At 64.0% G+C, this 22,582-nt stretch carries 20 protein-coding genes; 10 read left to right on the top strand and 10 right to left on the bottom strand.

Annotation, left to right across the window (positions count from 1 at the left end; genetic code table 11):
- Window positions 1-40: 40 nt before the first annotated feature.
- The 5 genes from HJD22_RS18105 to cysZ all read left to right on the top strand — a co-directional run bounded on the left by HJD22_RS18105 (window position 41) and on the right by cysZ (window position 5,819).
- A complete protein-coding gene (locus HJD22_RS18105) occupies window positions 41-1,849 on the top strand; it encodes an ABC transporter permease subunit (protein WP_208655355.1) in 1,809 nt (602 codons plus the stop codon).
- Window positions 1,846-3,438: a phosphate ABC transporter permease PstA gene (pstA, locus tag HJD22_RS10160; protein ID WP_248730204.1), complete on the top strand. Its 1,593-nt coding sequence runs from the start codon at window positions 1,846-1,848 to the stop codon at window positions 3,436-3,438. Before HJD22_RS18105 ends, pstA begins: the two co-directional genes overlap by 4 nt.
- Window positions 3,439-3,500: 62 nt before the next feature.
- Entirely contained in the window at window positions 3,501-4,274 is a 774-nt protein-coding gene (pstB, locus tag HJD22_RS10155; protein WP_248730226.1) for a phosphate ABC transporter ATP-binding protein PstB, read from the top strand.
- A 24-nt stretch (window positions 4,275-4,298) separates the two neighbouring features.
- A complete protein-coding gene (gene phoU, locus HJD22_RS10150; RefSeq protein ID WP_208655357.1) occupies window positions 4,299-5,027 on the top strand; it encodes a phosphate signaling complex protein PhoU in 729 nt (242 codons plus the stop codon).
- A 63-nt stretch (window positions 5,028-5,090) separates the two neighbouring features.
- Window positions 5,091-5,819: a sulfate transporter CysZ gene (gene cysZ, locus HJD22_RS10145; RefSeq protein ID WP_208656856.1), complete on the top strand. Its 729-nt coding sequence runs from the start codon at window positions 5,091-5,093 to the stop codon at window positions 5,817-5,819.
- 65 nt (window positions 5,820-5,884) lie between these two features.
- Here cysZ and trpA read toward each other — a convergent pair whose 3' ends face one another.
- On the bottom strand, window positions 5,885-6,697 hold the full coding sequence (gene trpA / locus HJD22_RS10140; protein WP_208655358.1) for a tryptophan synthase subunit alpha: 813 nt from the start codon (window positions 6,695-6,697) through the stop codon (window positions 5,885-5,887).
- Window positions 6,694-7,905, bottom strand: coding sequence for a tryptophan synthase subunit beta (trpB, locus tag HJD22_RS10135; RefSeq protein ID WP_208655359.1), 1,212 nt, complete (start codon window positions 7,903-7,905; stop codon window positions 6,694-6,696). The genes trpA and trpB overlap by 4 nt, the downstream gene beginning before the upstream one ends.
- 75 nt (window positions 7,906-7,980) lie before the next feature.
- Between trpB and HJD22_RS10130 the strand changes: the two genes are divergently transcribed.
- Window positions 7,981-8,886 carry a LysR family transcriptional regulator gene (locus tag HJD22_RS10130; RefSeq protein ID WP_302051025.1) on the top strand — a complete coding sequence of 302 codons (906 nt, stop codon included), beginning with the start codon at window positions 7,981-7,983 and terminating at the stop codon, window positions 8,884-8,886.
- 21 nt (window positions 8,887-8,907) lie between these two features.
- Here the strand turns inward: HJD22_RS10130 and HJD22_RS10125 are convergent, their stop codons facing one another.
- The 6 genes from HJD22_RS10125 to HJD22_RS10100 all read right to left on the bottom strand — a co-directional run bounded on the left by HJD22_RS10125 (window position 8,908) and on the right by HJD22_RS10100 (window position 16,141).
- Window positions 8,908-9,975: an ABC transporter ATP-binding protein gene (locus HJD22_RS10125; RefSeq protein ID WP_217267751.1), complete on the bottom strand. Its 1,068-nt coding sequence runs from the start codon at window positions 9,973-9,975 to the stop codon at window positions 8,908-8,910.
- Window positions 9,965-11,026, bottom strand: coding sequence for an ABC transporter ATP-binding protein (locus HJD22_RS10120; RefSeq protein WP_208655360.1), 1,062 nt, complete (start codon window positions 11,024-11,026; stop codon window positions 9,965-9,967). The genes HJD22_RS10125 and HJD22_RS10120 overlap by 11 nt, the downstream gene beginning before the upstream one ends.
- On the bottom strand, window positions 11,001-11,960 hold the full coding sequence (locus HJD22_RS10115) for an ABC transporter permease (RefSeq protein ID WP_248730203.1): 960 nt from the start codon (window positions 11,958-11,960) through the stop codon (window positions 11,001-11,003). The genes HJD22_RS10120 and HJD22_RS10115 overlap by 26 nt, the downstream gene beginning before the upstream one ends.
- A complete protein-coding gene (locus HJD22_RS10110) occupies window positions 11,957-12,937 on the bottom strand; it encodes an ABC transporter permease (RefSeq protein ID WP_208655361.1) in 981 nt (326 codons plus the stop codon). Before HJD22_RS10110 ends, HJD22_RS10115 begins: the two co-directional genes overlap by 4 nt.
- Window positions 12,938-13,001: 64 nt before the next feature.
- Window positions 13,002-14,582 (bottom strand): ABC transporter substrate-binding protein, encoded by a 1,581-nt coding sequence (locus HJD22_RS10105; protein ID WP_208655362.1) that lies wholly within the window; start codon window positions 14,580-14,582, stop codon window positions 13,002-13,004.
- Between the two features lie 203 nt (window positions 14,583-14,785).
- Complete coding sequence (locus HJD22_RS10100) at window positions 14,786-16,141, bottom strand: amidohydrolase family protein (RefSeq protein WP_208655363.1); 1,356 nt, start codon at window positions 16,139-16,141, stop codon at window positions 14,786-14,788.
- A gap of 668 nt (window positions 16,142-16,809) precedes the next feature.
- Here HJD22_RS10100 and HJD22_RS10095 point away from each other — a divergent pair.
- The 4 genes from HJD22_RS10095 to HJD22_RS10080 all read left to right on the top strand — a co-directional run bounded on the left by HJD22_RS10095 (window position 16,810) and on the right by HJD22_RS10080 (window position 20,529).
- Complete coding sequence (locus HJD22_RS10095) at window positions 16,810-17,760, top strand: ABC transporter substrate-binding protein (protein WP_254280820.1); 951 nt, start codon at window positions 16,810-16,812, stop codon at window positions 17,758-17,760.
- Window positions 17,757-18,605, top strand: a complete 849-nt coding sequence (locus HJD22_RS10090) for an ABC transporter ATP-binding protein (protein WP_208655365.1) — start codon at window positions 17,757-17,759, stop codon at window positions 18,603-18,605. The genes HJD22_RS10095 and HJD22_RS10090 overlap by 4 nt, the downstream gene beginning before the upstream one ends.
- A gap of 11 nt (window positions 18,606-18,616) precedes the next feature.
- Entirely contained in the window at window positions 18,617-19,405 is a 789-nt protein-coding gene (locus tag HJD22_RS10085; RefSeq protein ID WP_208655366.1) for an ABC transporter permease, read from the top strand.
- A gap of 104 nt (window positions 19,406-19,509) precedes the next feature.
- Complete coding sequence (locus HJD22_RS10080) at window positions 19,510-20,529, top strand: isopenicillin N synthase family oxygenase (RefSeq protein ID WP_208655367.1); 1,020 nt, start codon at window positions 19,510-19,512, stop codon at window positions 20,527-20,529.
- Between the two features lie 41 nt (window positions 20,530-20,570).
- Here HJD22_RS10080 and phoR read toward each other — a convergent pair whose 3' ends face one another.
- Both phoR and phoB read right to left on the bottom strand, forming a co-directional pair.
- The gene (gene phoR / locus HJD22_RS10075) at window positions 20,571-21,887 is read right to left on the bottom strand and encodes a phosphate regulon sensor histidine kinase PhoR (protein WP_208655368.1); all 1,317 of its coding nucleotides are present in this window, start codon (window positions 21,885-21,887) and stop codon (window positions 20,571-20,573) included.
- Window position 21,888: 1 nt separating this feature from the next.
- Entirely contained in the window at window positions 21,889-22,578 is a 690-nt protein-coding gene (gene phoB / locus HJD22_RS10070; RefSeq protein WP_208655369.1) for a phosphate regulon transcriptional regulator PhoB, read from the bottom strand.
- Window positions 22,579-22,582: the final 4 nt, after the last annotated feature.

Below are 22,582 nucleotides of genomic sequence, written 5' to 3'. Positions count from 1 at the left end.
CTTTTCTGATCATGCACCCACTCCTGCTCCTGGGCCGTTCATGATCGATGTCTCCACCTCTGCGGCCCGACTCCGCCACCGTTTTCGCCACGGCCGCGACCGGCTGGCGACCTGGTTGATTACCGCTTGCGGCGTTGGCGTGATCGCGGCGGTGCTGGCGATCGGTGTGTTTTTGGCGGTCGAGGTGGTGCCGCTGTTCGCCCCCGCCAAGGTGACGACAAGCGAGGTCACTGCGGAGGCAACAATGGTTGGCGAGTTGTCGGCTGAGCGCCCCTGGCAGGAGGCCTCTCGGCTTGCCGTCGCCACGGGGCTTGCCGGTCCTGGTGACACCGTGCCGGCCGCGCTGGGTCACAACGCGCTGTGGCTGGCCGCTGGGAGGGAGCTTGTGCGCTTCAGCCTCGCGGCAGAGACACCGCGGCTGGAAGGACGCCTGACGGCGGTCGAGGCGGGTCGGCAGATCACTGCGCTGACACTGCTGAGCGGCGGCCCGACGCTGATCGTCGGTGACGATGCCGGCGGCGTGCAGCGCTGGGTGAGCGCCCCCGATTCGCCACTGCCGGTGCTGGCCGAACGCTACGCCACCACGGGGACAACGCCCATTCGACAGCTGATCGCCCTGCCTGAACGGCAGTTTCTGGCCTGGGACCTGGCCGGTCATCTGTCGCTTTATCAGTCGCTGAGTGGACTGCGCTGGTCGGGGCCGGCACCGGCAGGAGCGCCACTGGGCCTTGATGCCAACGGCCGCCTGCTGTGGTCGGAGGGGGAGCGCGTCGAGCGCCTGACGATCAATGATGCCCATGGCGAGGTGAGCTGGCGCACCCTGTGGCGGCCCCAGCACTACGAGGGGCATGGCGAGGCCCAGCATCGCTGGCAGGCGAGCGTCGCCAGCACCGATAACGAAGCGCGCTTCGGCCTGGCGCCGCTGGCCTGGGGCACGCTCAAGGCGGCCGGCTACGCGCTGCTGTTCGCCATCCCCCTGGCGCTGGGTACCGCGGTGCACTCGGCCTGCTTCATGTCGCGTGGCCTGCGCCACCGGATCAAGCCGATGCTCGAACTGATGGAGGCGCTGCCCGGCGTGGTGATCGGCTTCATCGCCGGGCTGGTGCTGGCCCCCTATGTGGAGCGCCAGCTCGTCGGCGCCTTTTCGCTGCTGCTGGTGCTGCCGCTGGGCATGCTGCTGGGGGGCTGGCTCTGGTCATGGCTCTCGCCCCGCTGGCGCCAGCGCCTGCCGCTGGGCTGGGCCGGGGTATGGCTCGTGCCATGGCTGGCGCTGCTGGTAGTGCTGGCGATGTGGGCCTCGCCCGGGCTCGAGCGTACGTTCTTCAACGGCGACTTGCGTGGCTGGCTGCACGTCGCCTTCGGGCTCGACTACGCCAGTCGCAATGCGATGATCGTGGGTCTGGCGATGGGCTTCGCGGTGATACCGACGATCTATGCCCTGGCCGAGGACGCCCTCTCCGGCGTGCCGGCAACTCTCGGCGAGGGTGCCCAGGCACTGGGCGCGACACGCTGGCAGACACTGTGGAAGGTGGTGTTGCCGGCGGCAAGCCCGGGGATCTTCTCGGCGGTGATGATCGGTGCCGGGCGTGCGGTGGGGGAGACCATGATCGTGCTGATGGCCACCGGCAATACGGCGATCATGGCGCTCAGCCCGCTGGAGGGCATGCGCACTCTGTCGGCCAATATTGCCATCGAGCTTCCCGAAGCCGTGGTGGGCGGCACCCATTACCGGCTGCTGCTGCTGAGCGCCTTGCTGCTGTTCGTCTTCACCTTCTGCGTCAATACCCTGGCCGAGGTGGTGCGCGGCAGGCTCAAGCGCCGCTACCAGCGTCTGGGTGGCGTGTCATGATGGCGCGACCGACCATTGGCGGCCGGCTGCGCTTGCCGCGAGGCGAAGGCCCCTGGCCCTGGCTTGCCGCAGGCAGCGTGGCGCTGTCGTTGCTGATGGTGATCACTCTGCTGGCGTTGCTTGCCGGCCGCGGCCTTGCCCACTTCTGGCCGGCATCGGTGCATCTGGTCGAGCTTGGCGATGGTAGCCACTTTGCCGGACAGCGAATACGCGAGGAAACGCTTGCCGGCGCCGCGTCGCGTCGCGAACGACTCTACCGTACCGGCAATCGCGAGTGGCATGGCGCCAACTGGCGCTGGGTCGATATCGAGACCATCATCGAAGAGCGCCTACCGCGTGAGCTGGTGGTCGTCGAGCGGCGCCGCTGGGGGGAGTTCATCGGCCGTCCGCTAGCCCTGCTCGAGCAGGGCGAACCGCTCGCGCTCGCCGATGACGAGGCGCTCTGGGAGGCATTGCAGGCTCGCATGCAGCGCCTGGAGCGGCTGCGAGAGGAGCGCGATGCGCTGCGCGACGCCGAGGTGATGCCGCTGGTGCGCAGACTGGGTGAGCTGGGGGCGAGCGGCAGTGAGCGAGAGGACGTACGCCACTCGCTGGAGGCGGCGCTGGCGGCGGCCAATGCCCAGGTACTGGAAGTGCAGGCACAGATGGCCCGCGACGCCGTGGAGCTGACCAGTGTCGAGGGCCATCGCTACGTGCAGCCGCTGGAGGGGGTGCTTGCGCTGAGCCGCCCCAATGCCATGAGCCTGTCCGCCAAGCTGGCCGCCTGGAGCCGTGGGGTCTGGCAATTTCTCTCCCAAGGGCCGCGAGCCGCCAACACCGCAGGCGGGGTATGGCCGGCGATCTTCGGCACCGTGCTGATGGTGCTGTTGATGTCGCTGCTGGTGACGCCGTTTGGCGTGCTGGCGGCGGTCTATCTCAATGAGATCGCCCACCAAGGGCGGCTGACACGGCTGGTGCGCATCGGCGTTCGCAACCTGGCCGGGGTGCCGTCGATCGTCTACGGCGTATTCGGGCTTGGGGTGTTCGTCTATGGCATTGGCGGTACGCTGGATGAGTGGTTCTTCAGCGATACCCTGCCATCGCCGACCTTCGGGACCGGCGGCTTGCTGTGGGCTTCGCTGACCCTGGCGCTGCTGACCCTGCCGGTGGTGATCGTCGCCACCGAGGAGGGCCTTGCGCGAATTCCCGCCCACCAGCGCGAGGGGGCGCTGGCCCTGGGGGCCACGCGGTTGGAGATGCTCAAGCGCGTGGTGTTGCCGATGGCGCTGCCAGCGATGATGACCGGGGTGATCCTGGCCATCGCTCGCGCCGCCGGGGAGGTGGCGCCGCTGATGCTGGTAGGGGTGGCCAAGCTGGCGCCCCAAGTGCCGGTGGATGGCGAGTTTCCCTATCTCCACCTCGAGAGGAAATTCATGCATCTGGGCTATCACATCTTCGATGTCGGCTTTCATAGCGCCGATGTCGAGGCGGCACTGCCGCTGGTCTATGCCACGGCGCTGCTGCTGGTCATGGTGATCGTAGTGCTTAACCTGACTGCAATCTTTCTGCGGCATCATCTCAAGGCGCGCCATGGCGCGCTGCCACGTTAGGAGATCGGCATATCGTGCTTGCGGCTCATACCGACAGCGTCGCCCGGGCGACGCGCGACGCGGTGATCGAGATCGATCCCCGGGAGCGCTGCCTGGAGATCGACGGCCTGACCTTGGCCTATGGCGACAAGGTGGCGCTGCGCGACCTGACGCTCAGCGTGGCGCGCCATCGGGTCACTGCCTTCATCGGCCCCTCGGGGTGCGGGAAATCGACGCTGCTGCGCGCGCTCAACCGGCTCCACGACCTCAACGAGGAGGTCGAGCGTGGCGGCCGGATCCTGCTCGAGGGTGAGGATATCCACGCCCCTGCGGTGCGCGTGGCGGAGCTCAGGCGGCGGGTGGGCATGGTATTTCAGACGCCCAATCCGTTTCCGATGTCGATCTACGAGAATGTCGCCTTCGGATTGCGTTTACAGGTGAAGCTCAAGAAGCGCCAGCGTGACGAGGTGGTGGAGTGGGCACTGCAGTCGGCGGCGCTGTGGGACGAGGTCAAGGATCGCCTCCATGAGTCGGCATGGACGCTCTCGGGCGGACAGCAGCAGCGTCTGGTGATTGCCCGGACCCTGGCGGTGCAGCCCGACGTGCTGCTGCTCGACGAACCCGCCTCGGCGCTGGACCCGATCTCGACGCTCAAGATCGAGGAGCTGATCAGGAATCTCAAGTCGCAGCTGACGCTGATCCTGGTCACCCACAACATGCAGCAGGCGGCGCGAGTCTCGGACTACACCGCCTTTCTGCACGGTGGCGAGCTGGTCGAATATGGCGCCACCGACCGCGTCTTCACCAACCCGCGCCTGGCGCGGACCGAAAACTACATCACCGGCCGCATGGGCTGAGCCCGCGGGTCGTCAGGAGGTTACATGGATATCACCAGTGATACGCATAGCCAGCACATCTCCAAGCAGTTCAACCATGAACTGGAAGAGCTAAAGACCCACCTGATGGCGATGGGCGGGCTGGTCGAGAAGCAGGTACAGGATGCCGTGGCGGCGCTGCTCGATGGCGACAGCCGGCTGGCCGAGCGGGTGCGCGACAACGATCGTTCGGTCAATGCCATGCAGATCAAGATCGACGACGAGTGCACGCGTATCCTGGCGCGCCGCCAGCCAGCGGCCTCCGACCTGCGCCTGGTGCTGGCGGTGATCCGAGCGACCTCCGATCTTGAGCGCATCGGCGACGAGGCCAGCAAGATCGCTCGCAACGCCCTGCTGCTGGCCGAGAACAGCAGCGGCTCCAAGGGCTTCGTCGAGGTGCGCCATATCAGCGAGCATGTGCGCAAGATGGTCCGCGACGCGCTGACCGCCTTTGCCCGCTTCGATATCGACCTGGCACTGGAAGTGGTCCACGAGGACGAGGCCGTGGATGGCGAGTACACCACCGCGATGCGCTCGCTGATGACCTTCATGATGGAGGACCCGCGCTCGATCAGCTCGATTCTCAGCGTGATGTGGGTGCTGCGCGCGCTGGAGCGGATCGGCGATCATGCCGACAATGTCGCCGAATACGTGGTCTATCTGGTCAAGGGGCTGGACATTCGTCACCTCGATCCCGACGAGCTCGACGAGGAGGTCATCAAGCAGCGCCGCTAGGATATCCTCACCGAGCCGGGGCGCGTATCGTACGCCCACAGGAATCGCTTGAGAGAGGATGCAATGCTCGATGCCCTGACGGCTCTCACTCGCGGCACGCGGCTGGTCTATGCCCGCGGCCTGCGGCGCTACGTGTTCGTGCCGGTGACGGTCAACCTGGTGGTCTACGCGCTGATGCTCAACTACGTGCTGAGCTATTTCGGCCAGTGGCTGGCGGCCTGGATGGCGATGGTACCGGGCTGGCTTGCCTGGCTGGAGTGGCTGATCTGGCCGCTGTTCGTGGTCGCGCTGGTGTTGATGGTGTTCTTCACCTTCACCCTGGTCACCCACCTGATTGCCGCTCCCTTCTACGGTTTTCTCGCCGCCAAGGTGGAGGAGCACCTCACCGGCCGGCCACCACTGGACGATCGTGGCCTGGTGAGGACTGGGGTCGATGCGATCGGTCGCGAGCTGGTCAAGCTCGCCTATATCTTGCCGCGCCTGGCACTGCTGCTGGTGATCAGCTGGATACCGCTGCTCAACGTCGTCGCCCCGCTATTGTGGGCGAGCTTCTCGGCCTGGGTGATGGCGATCACCTACCTCGACTACCCGATGGACAACAACAAGGTGAGCTTTGCCGACATGCGCCGCCGGCTGAGCTCGCGCCCCTGGCCGACGCTCTCCTTCGGCGGGCTGGTGACGCTGATCACCTGGCTGCCGCTGGCCAACCTGTTCCTGCTGCCCGGTGCCGTGGCCGGCGCGGTGTTGATGTGGGATGGGCATTATCGGGCGCTGCCTAGCGAGGGTGCCTGACCCAGATATGACGAGTATGTGCAAGCACGCTGTCGAGGTCGGGCAGTTCCGCCGCCTCGCCCGCTTCACTGTCGTGCGTCGCACACTCCTTTGGCAAGCCGAGTGCAAAGCCCCAGCACACCTTCTATAGCTTGCTCGGTTGTTTCGGCCTTGGCGATCTGGTCGATCAGCGCCGAGCCTACGACCACACCATCTGCGAGGCGGGCGATGGCGGCGGCCTGGTCCGGGGTGCGGATGCCGAAGCCGATGGAGACCGGCAGGTCGGTGTGGCGCTTGAGGCGGGCGACGGCTTCTTCGACGTGTTCCAGAGTCGCGGAGCCGGTGCCGGTCACGCCGGCCACCGAGACGTAGTAGACGAATCCGGAGCTGCCGTTGAGGACGACCGGCAGGCGCTTGTCGTCGGTGGTCGGGGTGGACAGGCGGATGAAGTCGATGCCCGCGGCCTGGGCCGGGTCGCAGAGGTCTTCGTTATGTTCCGGCGGCAGGTCGACGACGATCAGGCCGTCGACGCCGGCTTCGACCGCTTCGGCGATGAAGCGCTCGACGCCCATCTTGTGGATGGGGTTGAAGTAGCCCATCAGCACGATCGGGGTGGTCTGGTTGCCCTGGCGGAATTCGCGAACCATCTGCAGCGTCCTGGCCAGGTCCTGCCTGGCGGCCAGGGCGCGGATGTTGGCGAGCTGGATCGCCGGGCCGTCGGCCATGGGGTCGGTGAAGGGCATGCCGAGTTCGATCACGTCGGCGCCGGCCTCCGGCAGGCCTTTGAGGATTTCCAGCGAGGTGGCATAGTCCGGGTCGCCGGCGGTGATGAAGGTCACCAGCGCGGCGCGGTTCTGTTGGTTCAGCTCGTCGAAGCGCGTCTGCAGGCGGGAGCTCATATGCGTTCTTCCTGTTCGTCGAAGTGGTGCATGACGGTTTGCATGTCCTTGTCGCCGCGGCCGGAGAGGTTGATCACCATCAGATGATCCTTCGGCAGGTCCGGCGCGCGCTTGAAGACTTCGGCCAGCGCGTGGGAGGACTCGAGCGCGGGAATGATGCCTTCCAGGCGGCAGCACTGGTGGAAGGCGTCGAGCGCCTCCTCGTCAGTGATCGAGCAGTACTCGACGCGGCCGATATCGTGCAGCCAGGCATGCTCGGGGCCGATGCCGGGGTAATCCAGGCCGGCGGAGATCGAGTGGGCGTCGATGATCTGGCCGTCGTCGTCCTGCAGCAGGAAGGTGCGGTTGCCGTGCAGCACGCCGGGTTCGCCGCCGTTGAGACTGGCCGCGTGCTTGCCGGTCTCGATGCCATAGCCGGCGGCCTCGACGCCGACGATCTTCACGCTGGCGTCGTCGAGGAACGGGTGGAACAGGCCCATGGCGTTGGAGCCGCCACCGATGCAGGCGACCAGCGAGTCGGGCAGGCGGCCTTCCTGGGCCATCATCTGGTCGCGGGTTTCCTTGCCTATCACGGCCTGGAAATCGCGGACCATGGCCGGGTAGGGGTGCGGGCCGGCGACGGTGCCGATCAGGTAGAAGGTGCTGTCGACATTGGTCACCCAATCGCGCAGGGCTTCGTTCATCGCATCCTTGAGGGTGCCGGTGCCGGCGGTGACCGGGATCACCTCGGCGCCCAGGAGCTTCATGCGGAAGACGTTGGCCTGCTGGCGGTCGATGTCGGTGGTGCCCATGTAGATCACGCACTGCATGCCGAAGCGCGCGGCCACGGTGGCGGTGGCCACGCCGTGCATGCCGGCGCCGGTCTCGGCGATGATGCGCTGCTTGCCCATGCGCCGGGCCAGCAGGATCTGGCCGATGCAGTTGTTGATCTTGTGCGCGCCGGTGTGGTTCAGCTCCTCGCGCTTGAGGTAGATCTTCGCGCCGCCGCAGTGCTCGGTCAGGCGTTCGGCGAAATAGAGCGGGGAGGGGCGGCCGACGTAGTCGCGCTGGAAGTAGGCGAGCTCTTTGGTGAATTCCGGGTCGGCCTTGGCGTTTTCATACTCGGCGGCCAGCTCGTGGATCAGTGGCATCAGTGTTTCGGCGACGTATTGACCGCCGAAGTGGCCGAACAGGCCCTTGGCATCAGGGCCGCTGCGGAATGAGGTCATGTTGGCTCCTGCCTTTGCAATGCCCTCATTTTTACTCCTGGCCATCAATCGGAAAAGCGATTAGATTGCCATGATATGTCAGAAAAACTCACAAGTGGCATGCACCAAGACCTGCCTCCATTGAAAGCGCTGCGTGCTTTCGAAGCTGCTGCACGCCTGCAGAGTGTCAGCCGCGCGGCGGACGAGCTTCACGTTACTCATGGCGCCGTGAGTCGGCAGATCCGTGTTCTGGAAGAACGGCTTGGTGTGACCCTGTTCGACAAGGCCGGTCGCGGTGTGAAGCTCACCACCGCCGGCATACGCTTGCGCGACGTGGCCACCGAAACTTTCGAGCGGCTGCGCGGCGCTTGTGCCGACCTGCGCCGCGAGGCCGAGGAGCGGCCGTTCGTGCTGGGCTGCCCCGGCAGCCTGCTGGCACGCTGGTTCATTCCGCGTCTGGATCGGCTCAACCGTGAATTGCCGGAGCTGCGACTGCAACTCTCGACCAGCGAGGGTGAGCTGGAGCCGCGCCGGCTGGGTGTGGACGCCACGCTACTGTTCGCCGAGCCCCCTTGGCCGGTGGACATGGAGGTCCACGAGCTGGCCAGTGAATGCATCGGCCCGGTGGTCAGTCCTCGCTGTCCCGTTTTCAGTGCCGTGTGCGACGCCAAGCCCGAGGTACTGCTGGGGCTGCCTTTGCTGCATACACTGTCGCGGCCACAGGCCTGGCCGCAATGGCTATGGGCGCAGGGGCTGGACACGCATGAGCTACGCATCGCTCAGGGCTTCGAGCACCTCTATTACCTGCTGGAAGCCGCCACCGCGGGTCTCGGCATCGCCATTGCCCCGCAGCAGCTGGTCGCCGACGACTTGGCTGCTGGACGCCTGATCGCGCCCTGGGGCTTCGTGGAAACCGAAGCGCGCCTGGCGCTCTGGGTGCCTCGTAGACACAGTGATCCTCGCGCTGCGCGCCTGGCCGACTGGTTGCGCAGCCAGTTATAGGCGAAATCCGGCGTTGCGAGGCTAGATCCGCCCCTCCTCGACACCGTGACAGGCCACCTCACCGCCGTCATCCAGCGCGATGAGCCTCGGCACCTCGCGCTTGCAGCGCTGATTGGCATGCGGGCAGCGCGGGTGGAAGGGGCAGCCCGAGGGGGGATGAACCGGGTTGGGTACCTCGCCCTGGATCACGCTGCGCTCCTTGCCGGCGCCCTCAAGCGATGGCACCGCCGCCAGCAGCATGCGCGAGTAAGGGTGGCGCGGGTCGGCGAAGAGCCGCTCGGCGGGGGCGATCTCGGCGATGCGCCCCAGGTACATCACCGCGATGCGGTCGGCCATGTGCTTGACCACCGCCATGTCGTGGCTGATGAACAGGTAGGTGAGGCCATACTCCTGCTGCAGATCGCGCATCAGGTTGAGGATCTGCGCCTGGACCGAGACGTCCAGCGCCGAGGTGGGCTCGTCGCAGACCATGAACTCCGGCTCGTTGGCGAGTGCCCGGGCAATCGAAATGCGCTGGCGCTGACCCCCGGAGAACTCATGCGGGTAGCGATTGGCGTCCATCGCCGAGAGGCCTACCTGTTCGAGCAGCTCGCCGACCCGCCGGCGGCGGTCCAGCGAGCGCATCTCGGGGCGGAAGAAGCGCAGCGGTTCGCCGATGATGGTGCCCACCCGCCATAGAGGATTGAGGCTGGCGTAGGGATCCTGAAAGATCATCTGGAAGCGCTTGCGCACCGCTGCGGCCTGCTTGCCGCTGCGCCCGGCGAGGTTGCTGATGTCCTCGCCATCGAACGTGAGCCGGCCGCGGGACAGTCCGTAGAGCCCGACGATCAGCCGCGCCACGGTGGATTTGCCGCAGCCGGACTCGCCGACCAGGGCAAGGGTCTCGCCGCGTCGAATGGCGAAGCTCACGCCGTCCACCGCCTTCAGCGAGAGCTTCTCGCTGCGTTCGATCACCCGGTTGAGCCAGGGCTTGGAGACATCGAAGTGGCGCGCCAGGTCCTCCGCCTCGAGCAGGACGTCTGGCTGGGCGACGGCGCCCTGTGCGGAAAGTGGCGGCATGGCAGGAGCCTCGAGAGCGTCAGATGGCATGGGGTGTCTCCTGCGCGTCGAGCCGGGGTAGCGGGTCGATGGGATCGTGCAGCCAGCACGCCGCCAGGCCCGGCCCTGCCGGCAGCAGGTCAGGTCGCTCGCTGCGACAGCGCGGCTGGGCGTGCGGGCAGCGCGGGTTGAAGGCGCAGCCGGGCGGGATCGCCGCCAGGCGCGGCATCGAACCCTCGATTTGGTAGAGGCGCTCGCGAGTCTGCTCGATACCGGGGATCGAGGCCATCAGCCCTTCGCTGTAGGGATGCTTGGGGGCGCGAATCACGGCAGTCACCGGGCCGATCTCGATCAGCCGCCCGGCGTACATCACCGCCACCCTGTCGGCGGTCTCGGCGATCACCCCCATGTCGTGGGTGACCAGCATTACCGCGGTGCCGCGCTCGGCGCACAGCCGCTTGAGCAGCGCGAGTATCTGCGCCTGTACCGAGACGTCGAGTGCCGTGGTCGGCTCGTCGGCGATGATCAGTTCCGGCTCGGCGGCGAGCGCCAGGGCGATCACCACACGCTGGCGCATGCCGCCGGAGAACTGGTGCGGATAGGCGCCAAGGCGTGTCTCGGGGGCCGGGATGCCCACCTCGCGCAGCAGCTCCAGTGCCCGTTCGCGGGCCTGGCGCTCGTCCATCGGCAGATGGGTGCGGATCGTCTCGATCAACTGATCGCCGATCGAGAACAGCGGGTTGAGGCTGGTCAGCGGGTCCTGGAAGATCATGCCGATATGGCGACCGCGCAGCGGCACGAAATCCTCCTCGGCGAGGTCATCGATGCGCTTCCCGGCCAGATGCACCTCGCCGCCGGCGATGCGCCCCGGCGGCTCGAGCAGCTGGATCACCGCATTGCCGGTCATCGACTTGCCGGCGCCGGATTCGCCGACCACGCCAAGCACTTCGCCGGGGGCGATATCGAAGGAGACGTCATCCAGCGCTACCAGGGTGCCGTGGCGGGTCGGGAACTCCACCCGTAGTTTCCGCACGCTGAGCGTTGCAGTGTCCGAGGCGGTTTCGGCGAAGCCGTGTTCAGCGGAGTTTTGGGTTGAGGACATCACGCAACCAGTCTCCCAGCAGGTTGACGGAGAGCGCCAGCATCAGCAGCGCCAGGCCGGGGAACAGCAGGATCCACCACTCTCCGGAGAACATGTAGTCCTGGCCGACCCGGATCAGGGTCCCCAGGCTCGGCTGGGTGGCCGGCATGCCGACGCCCAGAAACGACAACGTCGCCTCGGCGATGATCGCCAGCGCCAGGCCGATGGTGCCGATCACCAGCACCGGACGCATCACGTTGGGCAGAATGTGCTGAAACAGGATCTTGCGCGCCGGCAAACCGATCACCCGCGCCGCCTGCACGTACTCCTTGCTCTTCTCGACCAGGGTCGCGCCGCGCACCGCGCGGGCGTACTGCACCCAGTCGGAGAGGCCGATGGCGACGATCAGCACGATGATCGCCACCTCGGCGTGCATCGAGCGCGGCAAGAAGCCGCGCACCACACCGAAGATCAGCAGCGCCATCAGGATCGACGGGAAGGTGAGCTGCACGTCGGCGATGCGCATGATCAGTGCGTCGCGCCAGCCGCCGCGAAACCCCGCCATCAGACCCAGCGCGGTGCCCAGCGCCAGGGCGAAGATCACCGCAGCGAATCCTACCAGCAGCGAGATGCGCGAGCCGTAGAGGATCGCCGAGAAAACGTCTCGGCCTTGGCTGTCGCTGCCCAGCAGGTAGAAATTGCCGGTGAAGTCCGACGTCGTCATGGGCGGCGTGAAGGCGTCGATCAGGTCGAGCTGGCGCGGATCGAAGGGGTTCTGCGGGGCGATCCACGGCGCGAACAGGGCACCGGCGAACATCACAAGCGTCACCAGCGTGGCGATGATCACCACCGGTTGGCGCTTCCAGGAGTAGACGATGTCGCTCTCCAGGAAGGTCTTCCACTTGCTCGGGGGCTTGGGCGGTATCGGCGTATCGGAGTGCATCGACTGGCTCATTTGCCACCTCCCTGCACGCGCAGGCGCGGATCGACCACGTAGTAGAGCAGGTCGACCACCAGATTGATGATCACGAACACCAGTCCGATCATCATCAGATAGGCGGCCATCACCGGGATGTCGACGAAGCGCACCGCGGTGATGAACAGCGCCCCCACGCCGGGCCACTGGAACACCGTCTCGGTGATGATGGCGAAGGCGATGATGGTACCAAGCTGCAGGCCGATGATGGTGATCACCGGAATCAGGGTGTTCTTGAGCGCATGGCGCAGGTTGACCACCCGGCTCGAGAGCCCTCGCGCGCGGGCGAACTTGATGTAGTCGGCGCGCAGCACCTCGAGCATCTCGGCGCGCACCAGGCGCATGATCAGGGTCAGCTGGAACAGCCCCAGGGTGATCGCCGGCAGGATCAGCGAGCGCAGGCCGCTTGCGGTCAAAAGGCCGGTGCTCCACCAGTCGCTCAGGCGCACCGTCTGACCGCGACCGAAGGCCGGTAGCCAGCCGAGTTCCACGGCGAACACGTAGATCAGCAGCACGCCGATCAGGAAGGTGGGCAGCGACACGCCGATCAGCGAGGCGGTCATGATGAACTTCGACAGCCAGTTGCCGCGATAGAGCGCGGTATAGATGCCAAGTACGATGCCCATCACGATGGCGAATACCGCCGAGATGATCGCCAGCTCCAGGGTGGCCGGAAGGCGCTCCAGGATCAGGTCGGTGACCGGTCGTGCCGAGCGGTAGGAGATGCCGAACTCGAGTTGGGCGGCATTGACGACGAAGTGGAAGAACTGCACCACTACCGGCTGGTCGAGCCCCAGGCGGGCGCGCAGCGCGGCGCGGTCGGCCTCGGTGGCCTCCTGGCCGACCATGTTGAGGACCGGGTCGCCGACGTAGTGGAACAGCGAGAATGCGATAAGCGCGACGACCAGCATCACGAAGATGGCCTGGAGGACGCGCTGGATCAGAAATGCCAGCATGGTGTTTCCATATCAAGGCAGCTCCCGTCCGCTTGTGGCGGACGGGAGCCGGGTTGCATCGCGATCAGTTGGTGAAGCGCAGGTACTTGAAGTGCGGCGTATTCTCGCTCTGCACCTGGAAATCGATATCGGCACGCATCGACCAGGTCAGCATCTGGTGGTGGATAGGGACGTAGAGAACCTCGTCATGCACGATCTGCCAGGCCTCACTGACCATCTCGTTGCGTGCCTCCTCGTCGATCTCCTGGCCCATCGCCACGGTCAGCTCGTCGACACGCTCGTCGGAGTAGCCGGTGAAGTTCCAGCTGCCTCGATCATCCTCCTTGGTGTGGTAGAGGTAGTTGAAGACGTACTCCGAGTCCATGGTCGGCACGCCCCAGCCGAGCAGGTAGAAGTCGTACTCCTCGCGAGCCATCTCGGCGAAGTGCAGCGAGCGGGTCTGGGCGACCAGGTCCACAGTGATGCCGATGCGCGCCAGCATGCTGACCACTGCCTGGCAGATCTGCTCGTCGTTGACGTAGCGGTCGTTGGAGCAGTTCAGCGTGACGCGGAAGCCATCGCCGTAGCCGGCCTCTTCCATCAGCTCCTGGGCGCGGTCGATATCGGCCGGCAGCACCTCGTCCATCTCCTCGCTGTAACCGTTGACGAAGGGCGGGGCGATCATCCCGGCGGGTTGCGAGTTGCCGCGCATGACGGCACGCTGGATGGTGGTGGCATCCACGGCCAGGTTCATCGCCTCGCGCACGCGACGGTCGGCGAAGGGGTTGCTGTCGACGTCGACGCTGTCCAGCGTCTCGCCATCCACGCGCAGGCCGAGGAAGATGGTGCGGTTCTCGGCGCCCTGCTCGTTCTTGATGCCATCGGCATTGGCCAGGCGCTCGATGTCCTGCACCGGGGTCTCCTGCAGGAAGTCGACCTCGCCGGAGAGCAGTGCCGCCACGCGGGTCGAGGCCGATTCGATCGGCGTGAACACCAGGCGGGTGATCTCCATCGGGTAGTGATCGATACCCCAGTAGTCGTCGTTGCGCACGAACACGGTTCGCACGTCCGGCTCGCGGCTCTCGACCCGGAACGGGCCGGTGCCGTTGGCGTTGCGCACCGCATAGGTTTCCTCGCCGGCGGCGTAGTTCTGCGGCTCCTCGACGCCGTGCTCCTCGGCCCACTCGCGACTCATGATGAACAGGTTGGTGAAGTTGTTGGGCAGCAGCGGGTTGGGTCCGTCGGTCACCACCTCGACGGTATAGTCGTCGACGGCGCGCACCTCGGCGATGGAGGTCAACAGGCCGCGCATGTCGGCGTGTTCGTGACGTGCGCGGTTGAGCGAGAAGACCACGTCGTCGGCGGTCAGTGCCTGTCCTTCGTGGAAGGTCACCCCTTCGCGAATCTTGAACACCCATACGCTGGGGTCATCCTCGCTGACGTGCCACTCGGTCGCCAGGCCCGGCTGGTACTCCACGTCCATGTCCTGGTAGATGAGGGTATCGAAGATCTGATGGTTGACGGAGTGGGTCGGCCCTTCGTTCTGGGAGTGGGGATCCATGGTCAGGCTGTCGGCGGAGCGCGTCCAGCGCAGCGTTTCGGCCTGGGCCGCCGACGCCAGCATGGCGCCGATCACGGCCGTGGCAAGCAGGGTCTTCTTGAACATCTTGTTATTCCTCTTCATTCAAGCGTTTGATGGGCCATATGACCTGACAAGGTTCTCCCATAACGTAGCCGAGAAATCCAGCTCGCCTGAGCAGGAAATTTCAGCGCTGTTTTGACTGTTGCGTTGAAAGCAGCTCTGCCTCGTCGCAGGACGAGTAAAATGAATATTCAAGGTGCGATTACGTCCAACAAAAGCGCGTGAAATCACACCATCGCAAGCAACTTGCTGACGCTCTCGCAGACTTGTTGGGTGAGCTCGCGCTGCTCTAGGCCGAGTACGTTTCCATCTTCTATTATCACTCGACCATTGACGAAGCTGTATTTAACGGTGGTGGGTTCGGCACACAGCAGAGGTGCCATGAGCGGTACATGCACGCCGGCGAAACGCGGCTGGTCGATATCGTAGAGCACCAGGTCGGCCACTTTACCGACAGCGATTTCACCTACGTCATGGAGCCCCAGAATGGCGGCACCACTACGGCTGCCCCACTCCAGTATCGTCTCGAGCCGGGTAGCTTCAGGGCCTCCTACAGCGCGGTGCAGCAGCCAGGTGAGATTAAGTTCCTGTAGCATCGAACCCGACTCCGATGAAGCCGAACCGTCTACACCTAGGCTAATCGGCACGCCCAGTCGCGCCATCTCGGGCACCGGTGCCACGCCACTGCCCAAGCGGCAGTTAGAGGTGGGGCAATGGGCAATACCGGTGCCGGTTTCGGCCAGCCGCGCGATGGTATAAGCATCGCTCTGCACCAGGTGGGCATACCAAACGTCCTCCCCTAGCCAGTCGCATTCGGCAGCGTAATCGATGGCGCGCATGGCGTATTTTTCGCGTGCCTGGATGTCATCGAAGCCTACCTCGAGCAGATGCGAGTGGCGGCGCAGCCCATGCTCGCGTGCATAGGCTGCCAGTGTTTTCAAAGCGTCTGGGGTACTTGAGTGAACCAAGCTGGTGGGCGCCACCACCAGCCGGCGCATGGCATCGGCAGCGGGTTGATGCTGCTGCTTCCGGGTATTCTCCAGGCGCATGACGATCTGTTCGACCGATTCTGGTTCGATGGCATGGCGCGCCATGCCCTTGTGACTACCGGCCTCGGTGGCCCCCCCTCGGCAAAGTACCAGGCGGATGCCGAGCTCATCGGCAGCCTGCCACACGGCGGCTTCGACTTCCGGGCTGGTGTTGCGATGGTAGAGATAATGGTGATCGGCACAGGTGGTGGCACCGGAACACAACAGCTCATACAGGCCAAGCCGCGCCGCGTGATACATCAGCTCCGGTGTGATCTTGGGCCAGAAACGGTAGGGCACCGAGCCTAGCCAGTCTCCGAGTCCTTGGTTGAGGCCTTCGGGTACCCCCTTGAGAATTGACTGAGCCAGATGGTGATGAGTATTTACCAACCCCGGCCAGATCACGCAGCCCTGGGCATCGATAATTCGCTCATGCTCCTGCACCATGAGGTCATCGCCGATCTCGACGATACGGTTGTCACGAATGCGAATATCAGTGGCGTTAGAAGCTTGAGAAGTGAAGATCGCTGTTGCGTTGCGAATGAGGTAGGCCAAAGCATCTGCTCCTGTGGGTTACCTTCAGAGCAATGTCCCGGGGCGCCGCCCCTGACCGCTTCTACTCCGCAATAATGAAAGGCCCCGGAGGGCCAGCTGCACCGCTACTTCTAGCAAATTCTTGTCCAATGGCCAGCTTTTGGTTGTTGTGCGGCGTTTTACATAGAATTTTAATTTATCGTGAGGTCTGTCTTTTTGATTATCTCGCTCATTTTTGGCGCAGAGAGTGAAGCTCGCTGTCTCATTGAGGTGCATGTTGGTCTGGCTCGAGAAACAACAAGCTCAAGCAACCTTTTATAAAATCAGTGTTTTTTAGCCTAAGGCCCTCGCTGGCATGTTCGATGCTAACATTAAATGTCGAGCGCCTAGCGCAAGACAGATTACGTAGAAATGAATCAGTAATTTCGTGTCTGAGTAGAAGCGGTCAGGGCCTTCGGGCCTGGGTCATTGCTAGACACGCAGCCGGTTGGCGCGGTAACGCGGCAGGTCGGGGCGTGACGATGCAGGACCTCTATCCTCATATCCCTTCCCGTCTGTCCAGCGTACCCAAGCCAATACATTGCCAACCGGCTGTCATGCGGCCCCGTGCCCTTTGACGACTTGGGAGATTTTCAATGAAAACAGCCCCCTTAATACCCAGACTTGCAATAGTATCCGTGCTGGTCCTGATGGCCGGATTAACCCATGCAGCCGATCAGGTGACGTTCCAACTCGACTGGCTACCGGGTGGCGATAAGGCGCCGATCTATGTCGGACTGGAACAGGGTTTCTTTGAAGAAGAGGGGCTTGACGTGAGTATTTCCCAAGGACGTGGCTCCAACGATGCCATGACCAAGCTGGCGACCCGTCAAGCCGATATCGGTCTTTCCGACATTACCGCGCTGATGATGGCCCGGGCGGAGGGCGAGATGCCCGTCAAAGCCGTCTATTCGGTATTCAGCGAAGCCCCACATGCCTTCTATACCCTGGAAGAGTCCGGCATCAAAGAGGTCGCCGATGTGGCGGGCAAGCAGATTGCTACCTCACCTTTCACATCCTCCAATCTCTTCCTGCCTCTACTGCTGGATATCAACGGCGTGGACGAGGAGAGTATCCAGCTGATTAATAGCGACCCGGGCACGTTGGCCCCGATGCTGCTGACCGGACGTACCGATGTGGTGATCAGCTGGATTACCGACCATGAGCGCTACGCGACCAACGCACGCTCCGCTGGGAAGACGTTGCACGTCATGCCCTGGTACGACGCCGGGCTGGAGTTCTACGCCACTTCTCTGATTGCCAGCGAGCGCTTCCTCAACGAACGTCCCGACGTGGCGCGCCGCTTCGTCAGCGCCTATGCCAAGGCCATCGAATATACCTGGGAAAACCCCCACGAGGCGGCTAAAGCCGTGCATGCGGTCGTGCCGGAAGTCGACGTGGAGATGGCGGAGGCCACCATTCGCTCGATTCGTCCGCTGGTTTACAACGAGGCAAGCGATGCGCATGGCCTGGGAGCCTTCGATGCCGAGCGCTTGGCGACCACTTGGGAGTGGACCGCCCGAGCCCAGGAGGCAGATATGGACATGCTAGACCCTGAAGCGATCGTCGATCGTTCCTTCATGCCGGGAGCCACACAATGAAACCGCATGTCGCTTTCGATCGGGTCGGCCACTGCTATAGAGGCAGGCGCAAGGCAGAGGTGCAGGCATTGACGAACGTTAATTTCGAAATCGCCCGCCATCAGTTTGTGGCCGTCGTGGGTCCCTCCGGCTGTGGCAAGTCAACCTTGCTGCGCTTGCTGTCCGGGTTGATGCAGCCGACCCAGGGTGAGGTGCGTATCTTCGGGCGGCCGGTTAGCGAACCCGGTGACGATGTGGGTATCGTGTTTCAGAAGCCCACCTTGCTGCCCTGGCTGAATGTCATTAATAACGTGCTTTTTCCCCTTCGTCACAAGGGGCGCATAGTGGGGCGCCAGGATCATGTTCGGGCTCGAGAGTTACTGAATATGGTCGGGCTGGACGAATTCGTCGATAAGCGCCCGGATGAGCTCTCCGGTGGCATGCAGCAACGCGTGGGTATTGCCCGAGCACTGTTGCTCGATCCGGACATTTTGATCATGGACGAGCCGTTCTCGGCACTCGATGCCCTGAGCCGAGAACAGATGGGCTTCGAACTGCTGCGTATCTGGGGAGAGCGCCCCAAGACAGTGCTGTTCATCACACACTCGATTGCCGAGGCGGTGCTGCTCGCCGACAAGGTGCTGGTGATGAGTCCGCGGCCGGCCACTGTCGCCGATAGCATCGACATCGATCTCCCACGTCCACGCAGCGCGGCGACCATCGAACTGACCGCATTCACCGCCTACACCCAGCGCATCCGTCGACATATCTTCGGCCCTCAACCAAATGAGGCGCCAGCGCCCCACTTGGCCTGCGAACAGGGCAAGCGTGATGCTGCATCTTTTGCCATCCGTCGCGTGTCGTAAAGGAGAGCAAGATGAGCAATCTTAAAGTGTTATTCTCGGATATAGGCCACAGAATATTGCCCGCGTTTGCGCTGCTGGCCCTGTTGCCGTTGTGGGAGCTGCTATGCCGACTGTTCGACGTGCCCAGCTTCATCTTGCCCGCTCCTAGCGTCATTGCCGAAGCCTTCATGTCGGTCGACATGAGCCGCTGGATGGTGCACCTGTGGGCCACGCTACGTGTAGCACTACTGGGCTTTGGATTGTCGATCCTGATTAGTCTGCCGCTGGCGGTCCTCATGGTGCGATCAGAATTTCTCACCCGGACGCTGTTTCCCTGTCTGGTGGTCATCCAGTCGACCCCCATCGTGGCCGTGGCGCCGCTACTGATTGTGATTTTAGGTGCGGGTGAGGCGCCGCGCCTGGTCATTGCTTGCCTGATCTCGTTTTTCCCAATCGTGGTCGCTACCACTACCGGTATGCTGGCAACGCCGAAAGAGATGCTTGAGCTGTCTCGTTCGCTTCGTGCCTCGCCTGTCAGGGAAGTGTGGCAAGTGCGTCTGCCCTACGCGGTGCCACATATCTTCAGCGGCCTCAAAGTGGCAATCACGCTGGCCATCATCGGCGCAGTGATCGCCGAATTCGTGGCGGCCGAACAGGGGCTGGGCTATTTCGTCCAGTTCTCGACCTCCTATTTCAGGATTCCCCAGGCCTTTGCCGCGCTGTTCTTCCTGTCTGCGGTCAGCCTGGTGCTGTTCAAGTCAGTACAGCTGGCACAACGGCTGTTTTTCGGCTGGAGCCTGCCCTCCGACGACGAGCGCTAGGCTAAAGCCACCACCGGAGTAGAAGCGGCAGGCAGTCAGATTGGCTGCCCGGCATTGCTCCAATGCACGGCGGATCACCCCGCCCCTGAATTGGAGAATTTTCAATGAGTGACACTACACAATACGGCCTTCAGGAGTTGCAGCTGGAAAGCACTCTGGGCGGCATCGGGCGTGAAACCGAACGCGAGATCCCGATAATCGATCTCAGCGATTTCGATGCCCGCCGTGAGGCGATCATCGAACAGCTGTGGCGGGCCGCTACCGAAGTGGGCTTCTTTCAGCTGGTCAACCATGGCATTGCCACCGAGGATATTCGCCAGGCTTTTAGAATTTCAGAACACTTCTTCGATTTGCCCGAAGCGGCCAAGGCGAAGTTTCCGCTGAAGGAGGGGCTGAATGCGGGCTGGGAATTCAAGTCACAGGTCAGACCCTCGACGCGTACTGCCGATCAGAAGGAGTCTTTTCAGGTGACGCTACCGCACATGCAGGGGTTATGGCCGGACCAAGTGACCCTGGCGGAGTTTCAGCGCCTGGTGCTCGACTTCGAGTATCAGGCCTGGTGGCTCGGCATGCGAGTGCTCTCCTGTTTTGCCGAGCGGCTGGGGTTCGACCGCGACTTCTTCACCCGCGCTCACGACCGTAGCTCGCCCGAATACCAGAGCACCTTGCGTCTGCTTCACTACCTGCCGATGATGGCAGATGCTGGCCGCGACCCTTCGCTATGGCGTGCCGGCGCCCACACCGATTTCGATTGCCTGACCATGGTCTTCCAGCAAGAGGGGCAGGGTGGGCTGCAGGTATGTCCCGGCCGTGACGCCAAGGGCGATGCCGATGGGCAGGCGTGGTCCACCGTGATTCCGCGGGGTGACGTCATTACTTGCAACATCGGCGACATGCTGATGCGCTGGAGCGACGACCGACTGAAATCGACCCTGCACCGTGTCCGCATGCCCAAGCCTGACGAGTCCCAAGGGTCGCGCTACAGCATGGCGTTCTTCTGCCAGGCTAACAAGGATGTGATGATCCAGGGGCAGGAAGGAAAGTATCCGCCGATTTCCGCCAAGGACTATCTGCGCCAACGAATCGACGCCAACTTCGCTGCTAGCCGGACGGGCAAGAAGTAAAGCCGTCGTACGCCATAGCCAGCATTCGCCAGCGATGGCGTTCAGAGCCTCTGGGCCTGCCTATCATCGTTCGCCACGCTCAGCCGCGAGAGGGGAAAGACACACCGAAACAGCGCGCCTTGGCTGGGGTGGGACTCGATCACCAGGCGTGCCTCGTGGCGCAACAGGACGTGCTTGACGATGGCAAGTCCCAGGCCGGTGCCGCCGGTGGCGGTGCTGCGCCCCTTGTCGATACGGTAGAAGCGTTCGGTCAGGCGCGGAATGTGTACCGGGTCGATGCCTTCGCCGTCATCCTGCACTTCCATGCACCCCCCCGCGTCGCACTCTCGCCAGCGCAGGGTGATATGGCTGCCGTGCGGGGTGTAGCGCACGGCGTTGAAGAGCAAATTGGAGATCGCGCTGCGCAGCTCCTGTTCGCTGCCCAGCAGCTGGAAGTCCGAGCTGATCTCGACGCCGATCTGGTGATGGCCGCCGGAGAGCGACTCACCATCACGACGGATTGCGTCGAGCAGCGAAGCGACATCCACCGGTGCACTGTCGGCGGTGCGCTGTTCGTTCTCCAGGCGCGACAGCAGCAGCAGGTCGTTGACCAGGTTCTGCATGCGCCCGGTTTGCTCCTGCATCTGGTCGAGACCGCGTGCGAAGCGCGGCGGCAGCTGGTCGCGATAGTCGCTGTAGGTTTCCAGGTAGCCGGCCAGCACCGTCAGCGGGGTGCGCAACTCATGGGAGACGTTGGCGACGAAGTCGCGGCGCATCTGCTCCAGGCGGTGCAGGCGGGTGATGTCGCGGGCCATCAACAGGCGCTCGTCGTCGCCGTAGAGCGTGATCTGGAACTGCAGGACGAGACGATCGGAGAGCGGCGAGGGGAGCGTCAGCGGCTCGCGATAGTCGCGGGCGTCGAAGTACTCGATGAAGCGCGGATCGCGCAGCAGGTTGGTGATGTGCTGGCCGCGGTCCTGGGTCGCCTTGAGTCCCAGCATGCGGCTGGCAGCGCTGTTCCACCACTCCAGATCGCCGCGCCGGTCGAGCATCACCACGCTGTCGCTCATCGCCTCCGAGGAGTCCTGAATGCGATGCAGGGTCTCGCGCAGCCGGTTCTGGGTGAGGCGTTGGGCCTTCTGGTACTTGTAGAGCCGGTCGAACAGCTCGCCCCACAGGCCGCGGGCGGCCGGAGGCTCCTCATGGGGGTGGCGGGTCAGCCAGCGGTAGAGCGCGCGCAGTTTGGCCAGATGATAGCCAAGGCCGGCGGCCAGCCCCGCGGCCAGCCCAAGTCCTGGCCTCGAGAGCAGCGCACCCACGAGTGTGAAGCCTGCCGCGAGCAGCGCCAGTCGCCAGATTTCGCGGCTCCAGAGTCGCACGTCACACCTTGGCGGAGAAGCGATAACCGGTGCCGCGGACGGTCTGGATCAAGTGCTGGTGCGTCTCGCCCAGCGCCTTGCGCAGCCGGCGGATATGCACATCCACGGTGCGCTCCTCGACATAGACGTTGCCGCCCCATACCTGATCGAGGAGCTGGCTGCGCGTATAGGCGCGCTCCTGATGGGTCATGAAGAACTGCAGCAGGCGATATTCGGTGGGGCCGACATCCACGGCGCTGCCGTGGGAACTGACCCGATGGCTGGCAGGGTCGAGCAGCAGCCCCTCGACCTCGACGGGATCCTCCACCCCCTTCGGCGTGGTGCGACGCAACACGGCCTTGAGCCGGGCCACCAGTTCGCGGGGCGAGAAAGGCTTGGTGATGTAGTCGTCGGCACCCGCCTCGAGACCCTGGATCTTGTTGTCCTCCTCGCTCTTGGCGGTGAGCAGGATGATCGGGATCTCGGCGGTGGTCTCGTCGCGTTTCAGGCGCCGGGCAAGCTCGATGCCGCTGGTGCCTGGCATCATCCAGTCGAGCAGCAGCAGGTCGGGCTTGCGGTCCACCACGATGGCATGAGCGCTCTGGGCATTGTCGGCCTCGAGTACCTGGTAGTCGGCCATCTCCAGGGCGACGGCGATCATCTCGCGGATGGAGGCTTCATCATCGACGATCAGCACGGTCTTGGCGGTCATCCGG

Source organism: Halomonas sp. TA22 (assembly GCF_013009075.1).
In the GTDB taxonomy this organism is placed as follows: domain Bacteria; phylum Pseudomonadota; class Gammaproteobacteria; order Pseudomonadales; family Halomonadaceae; genus TA22.
Note: the sequence above shows the minus strand (reverse complement) of the source record. Positions and strands in the feature narration are given on the sequence as shown.

Bases quoted from the DNA above. Each gene is read 5' to 3' on its own strand.
- HJD22_RS18105 (WP_208655355.1), top strand. From the start codon at position 41: ATGATCGATGTCTCCACCTCTGCGGCCCGACTCCGCCACCGTTTTCGC.
- pstA (WP_248730204.1), top strand. From the start codon at position 1,846: ATGATGGCGCGACCGACCATTGGCGGCCGGCTGCGCTTGCCGCGAGGC.
- phoU (WP_208655357.1), top strand. From the start codon at position 4,299: ATGGATATCACCAGTGATACGCATAGCCAGCACATCTCCAAGCAGTTC.
- cysZ (WP_208656856.1), top strand. From the start codon at position 5,091: ATGCTCGATGCCCTGACGGCTCTCACTCGCGGCACGCGGCTGGTCTAT.
- trpA (WP_208655358.1), bottom strand. From the start codon at position 6,697: ATGAGCTCCCGCCTGCAGACGCGCTTCGACGAGCTGAACCAACAGAAC.
- trpB (WP_208655359.1), bottom strand. From the start codon at position 7,905: ATGACCTCATTCCGCAGCGGCCCTGATGCCAAGGGCCTGTTCGGCCAC.
- HJD22_RS10130 (WP_302051025.1), top strand. From the start codon at position 7,981: ATGTCAGAAAAACTCACAAGTGGCATGCACCAAGACCTGCCTCCATTG.
- HJD22_RS10125 (WP_217267751.1), bottom strand. From the start codon at position 9,975: ATGCCATCTGACGCTCTCGAGGCTCCTGCCATGCCGCCACTTTCCGCA.
- HJD22_RS10120 (WP_208655360.1), bottom strand. From the start codon at position 11,026: ATGTCCTCAACCCAAAACTCCGCTGAACACGGCTTCGCCGAAACCGCC.
- HJD22_RS10115 (WP_248730203.1), bottom strand. From the start codon at position 11,960: ATGAGCCAGTCGATGCACTCCGATACGCCGATACCGCCCAAGCCCCCG.
- HJD22_RS10110 (WP_208655361.1), bottom strand. From the start codon at position 12,937: ATGCTGGCATTTCTGATCCAGCGCGTCCTCCAGGCCATCTTCGTGATG.
- HJD22_RS10105 (WP_208655362.1), bottom strand. From the start codon at position 14,582: ATGTTCAAGAAGACCCTGCTTGCCACGGCCGTGATCGGCGCCATGCTG.
- HJD22_RS10095 (WP_254280820.1), top strand. From the start codon at position 16,810: ATGGCCGGATTAACCCATGCAGCCGATCAGGTGACGTTCCAACTCGAC.
- HJD22_RS10090 (WP_208655365.1), top strand. From the start codon at position 17,757: ATGAAACCGCATGTCGCTTTCGATCGGGTCGGCCACTGCTATAGAGGC.
- HJD22_RS10085 (WP_208655366.1), top strand. From the start codon at position 18,617: ATGAGCAATCTTAAAGTGTTATTCTCGGATATAGGCCACAGAATATTG.
- HJD22_RS10080 (WP_208655367.1), top strand. From the start codon at position 19,510: ATGAGTGACACTACACAATACGGCCTTCAGGAGTTGCAGCTGGAAAGC.
- phoB (WP_208655369.1), bottom strand. From the start codon at position 22,578: ATGACCGCCAAGACCGTGCTGATCGTCGATGATGAAGCCTCCATCCGC.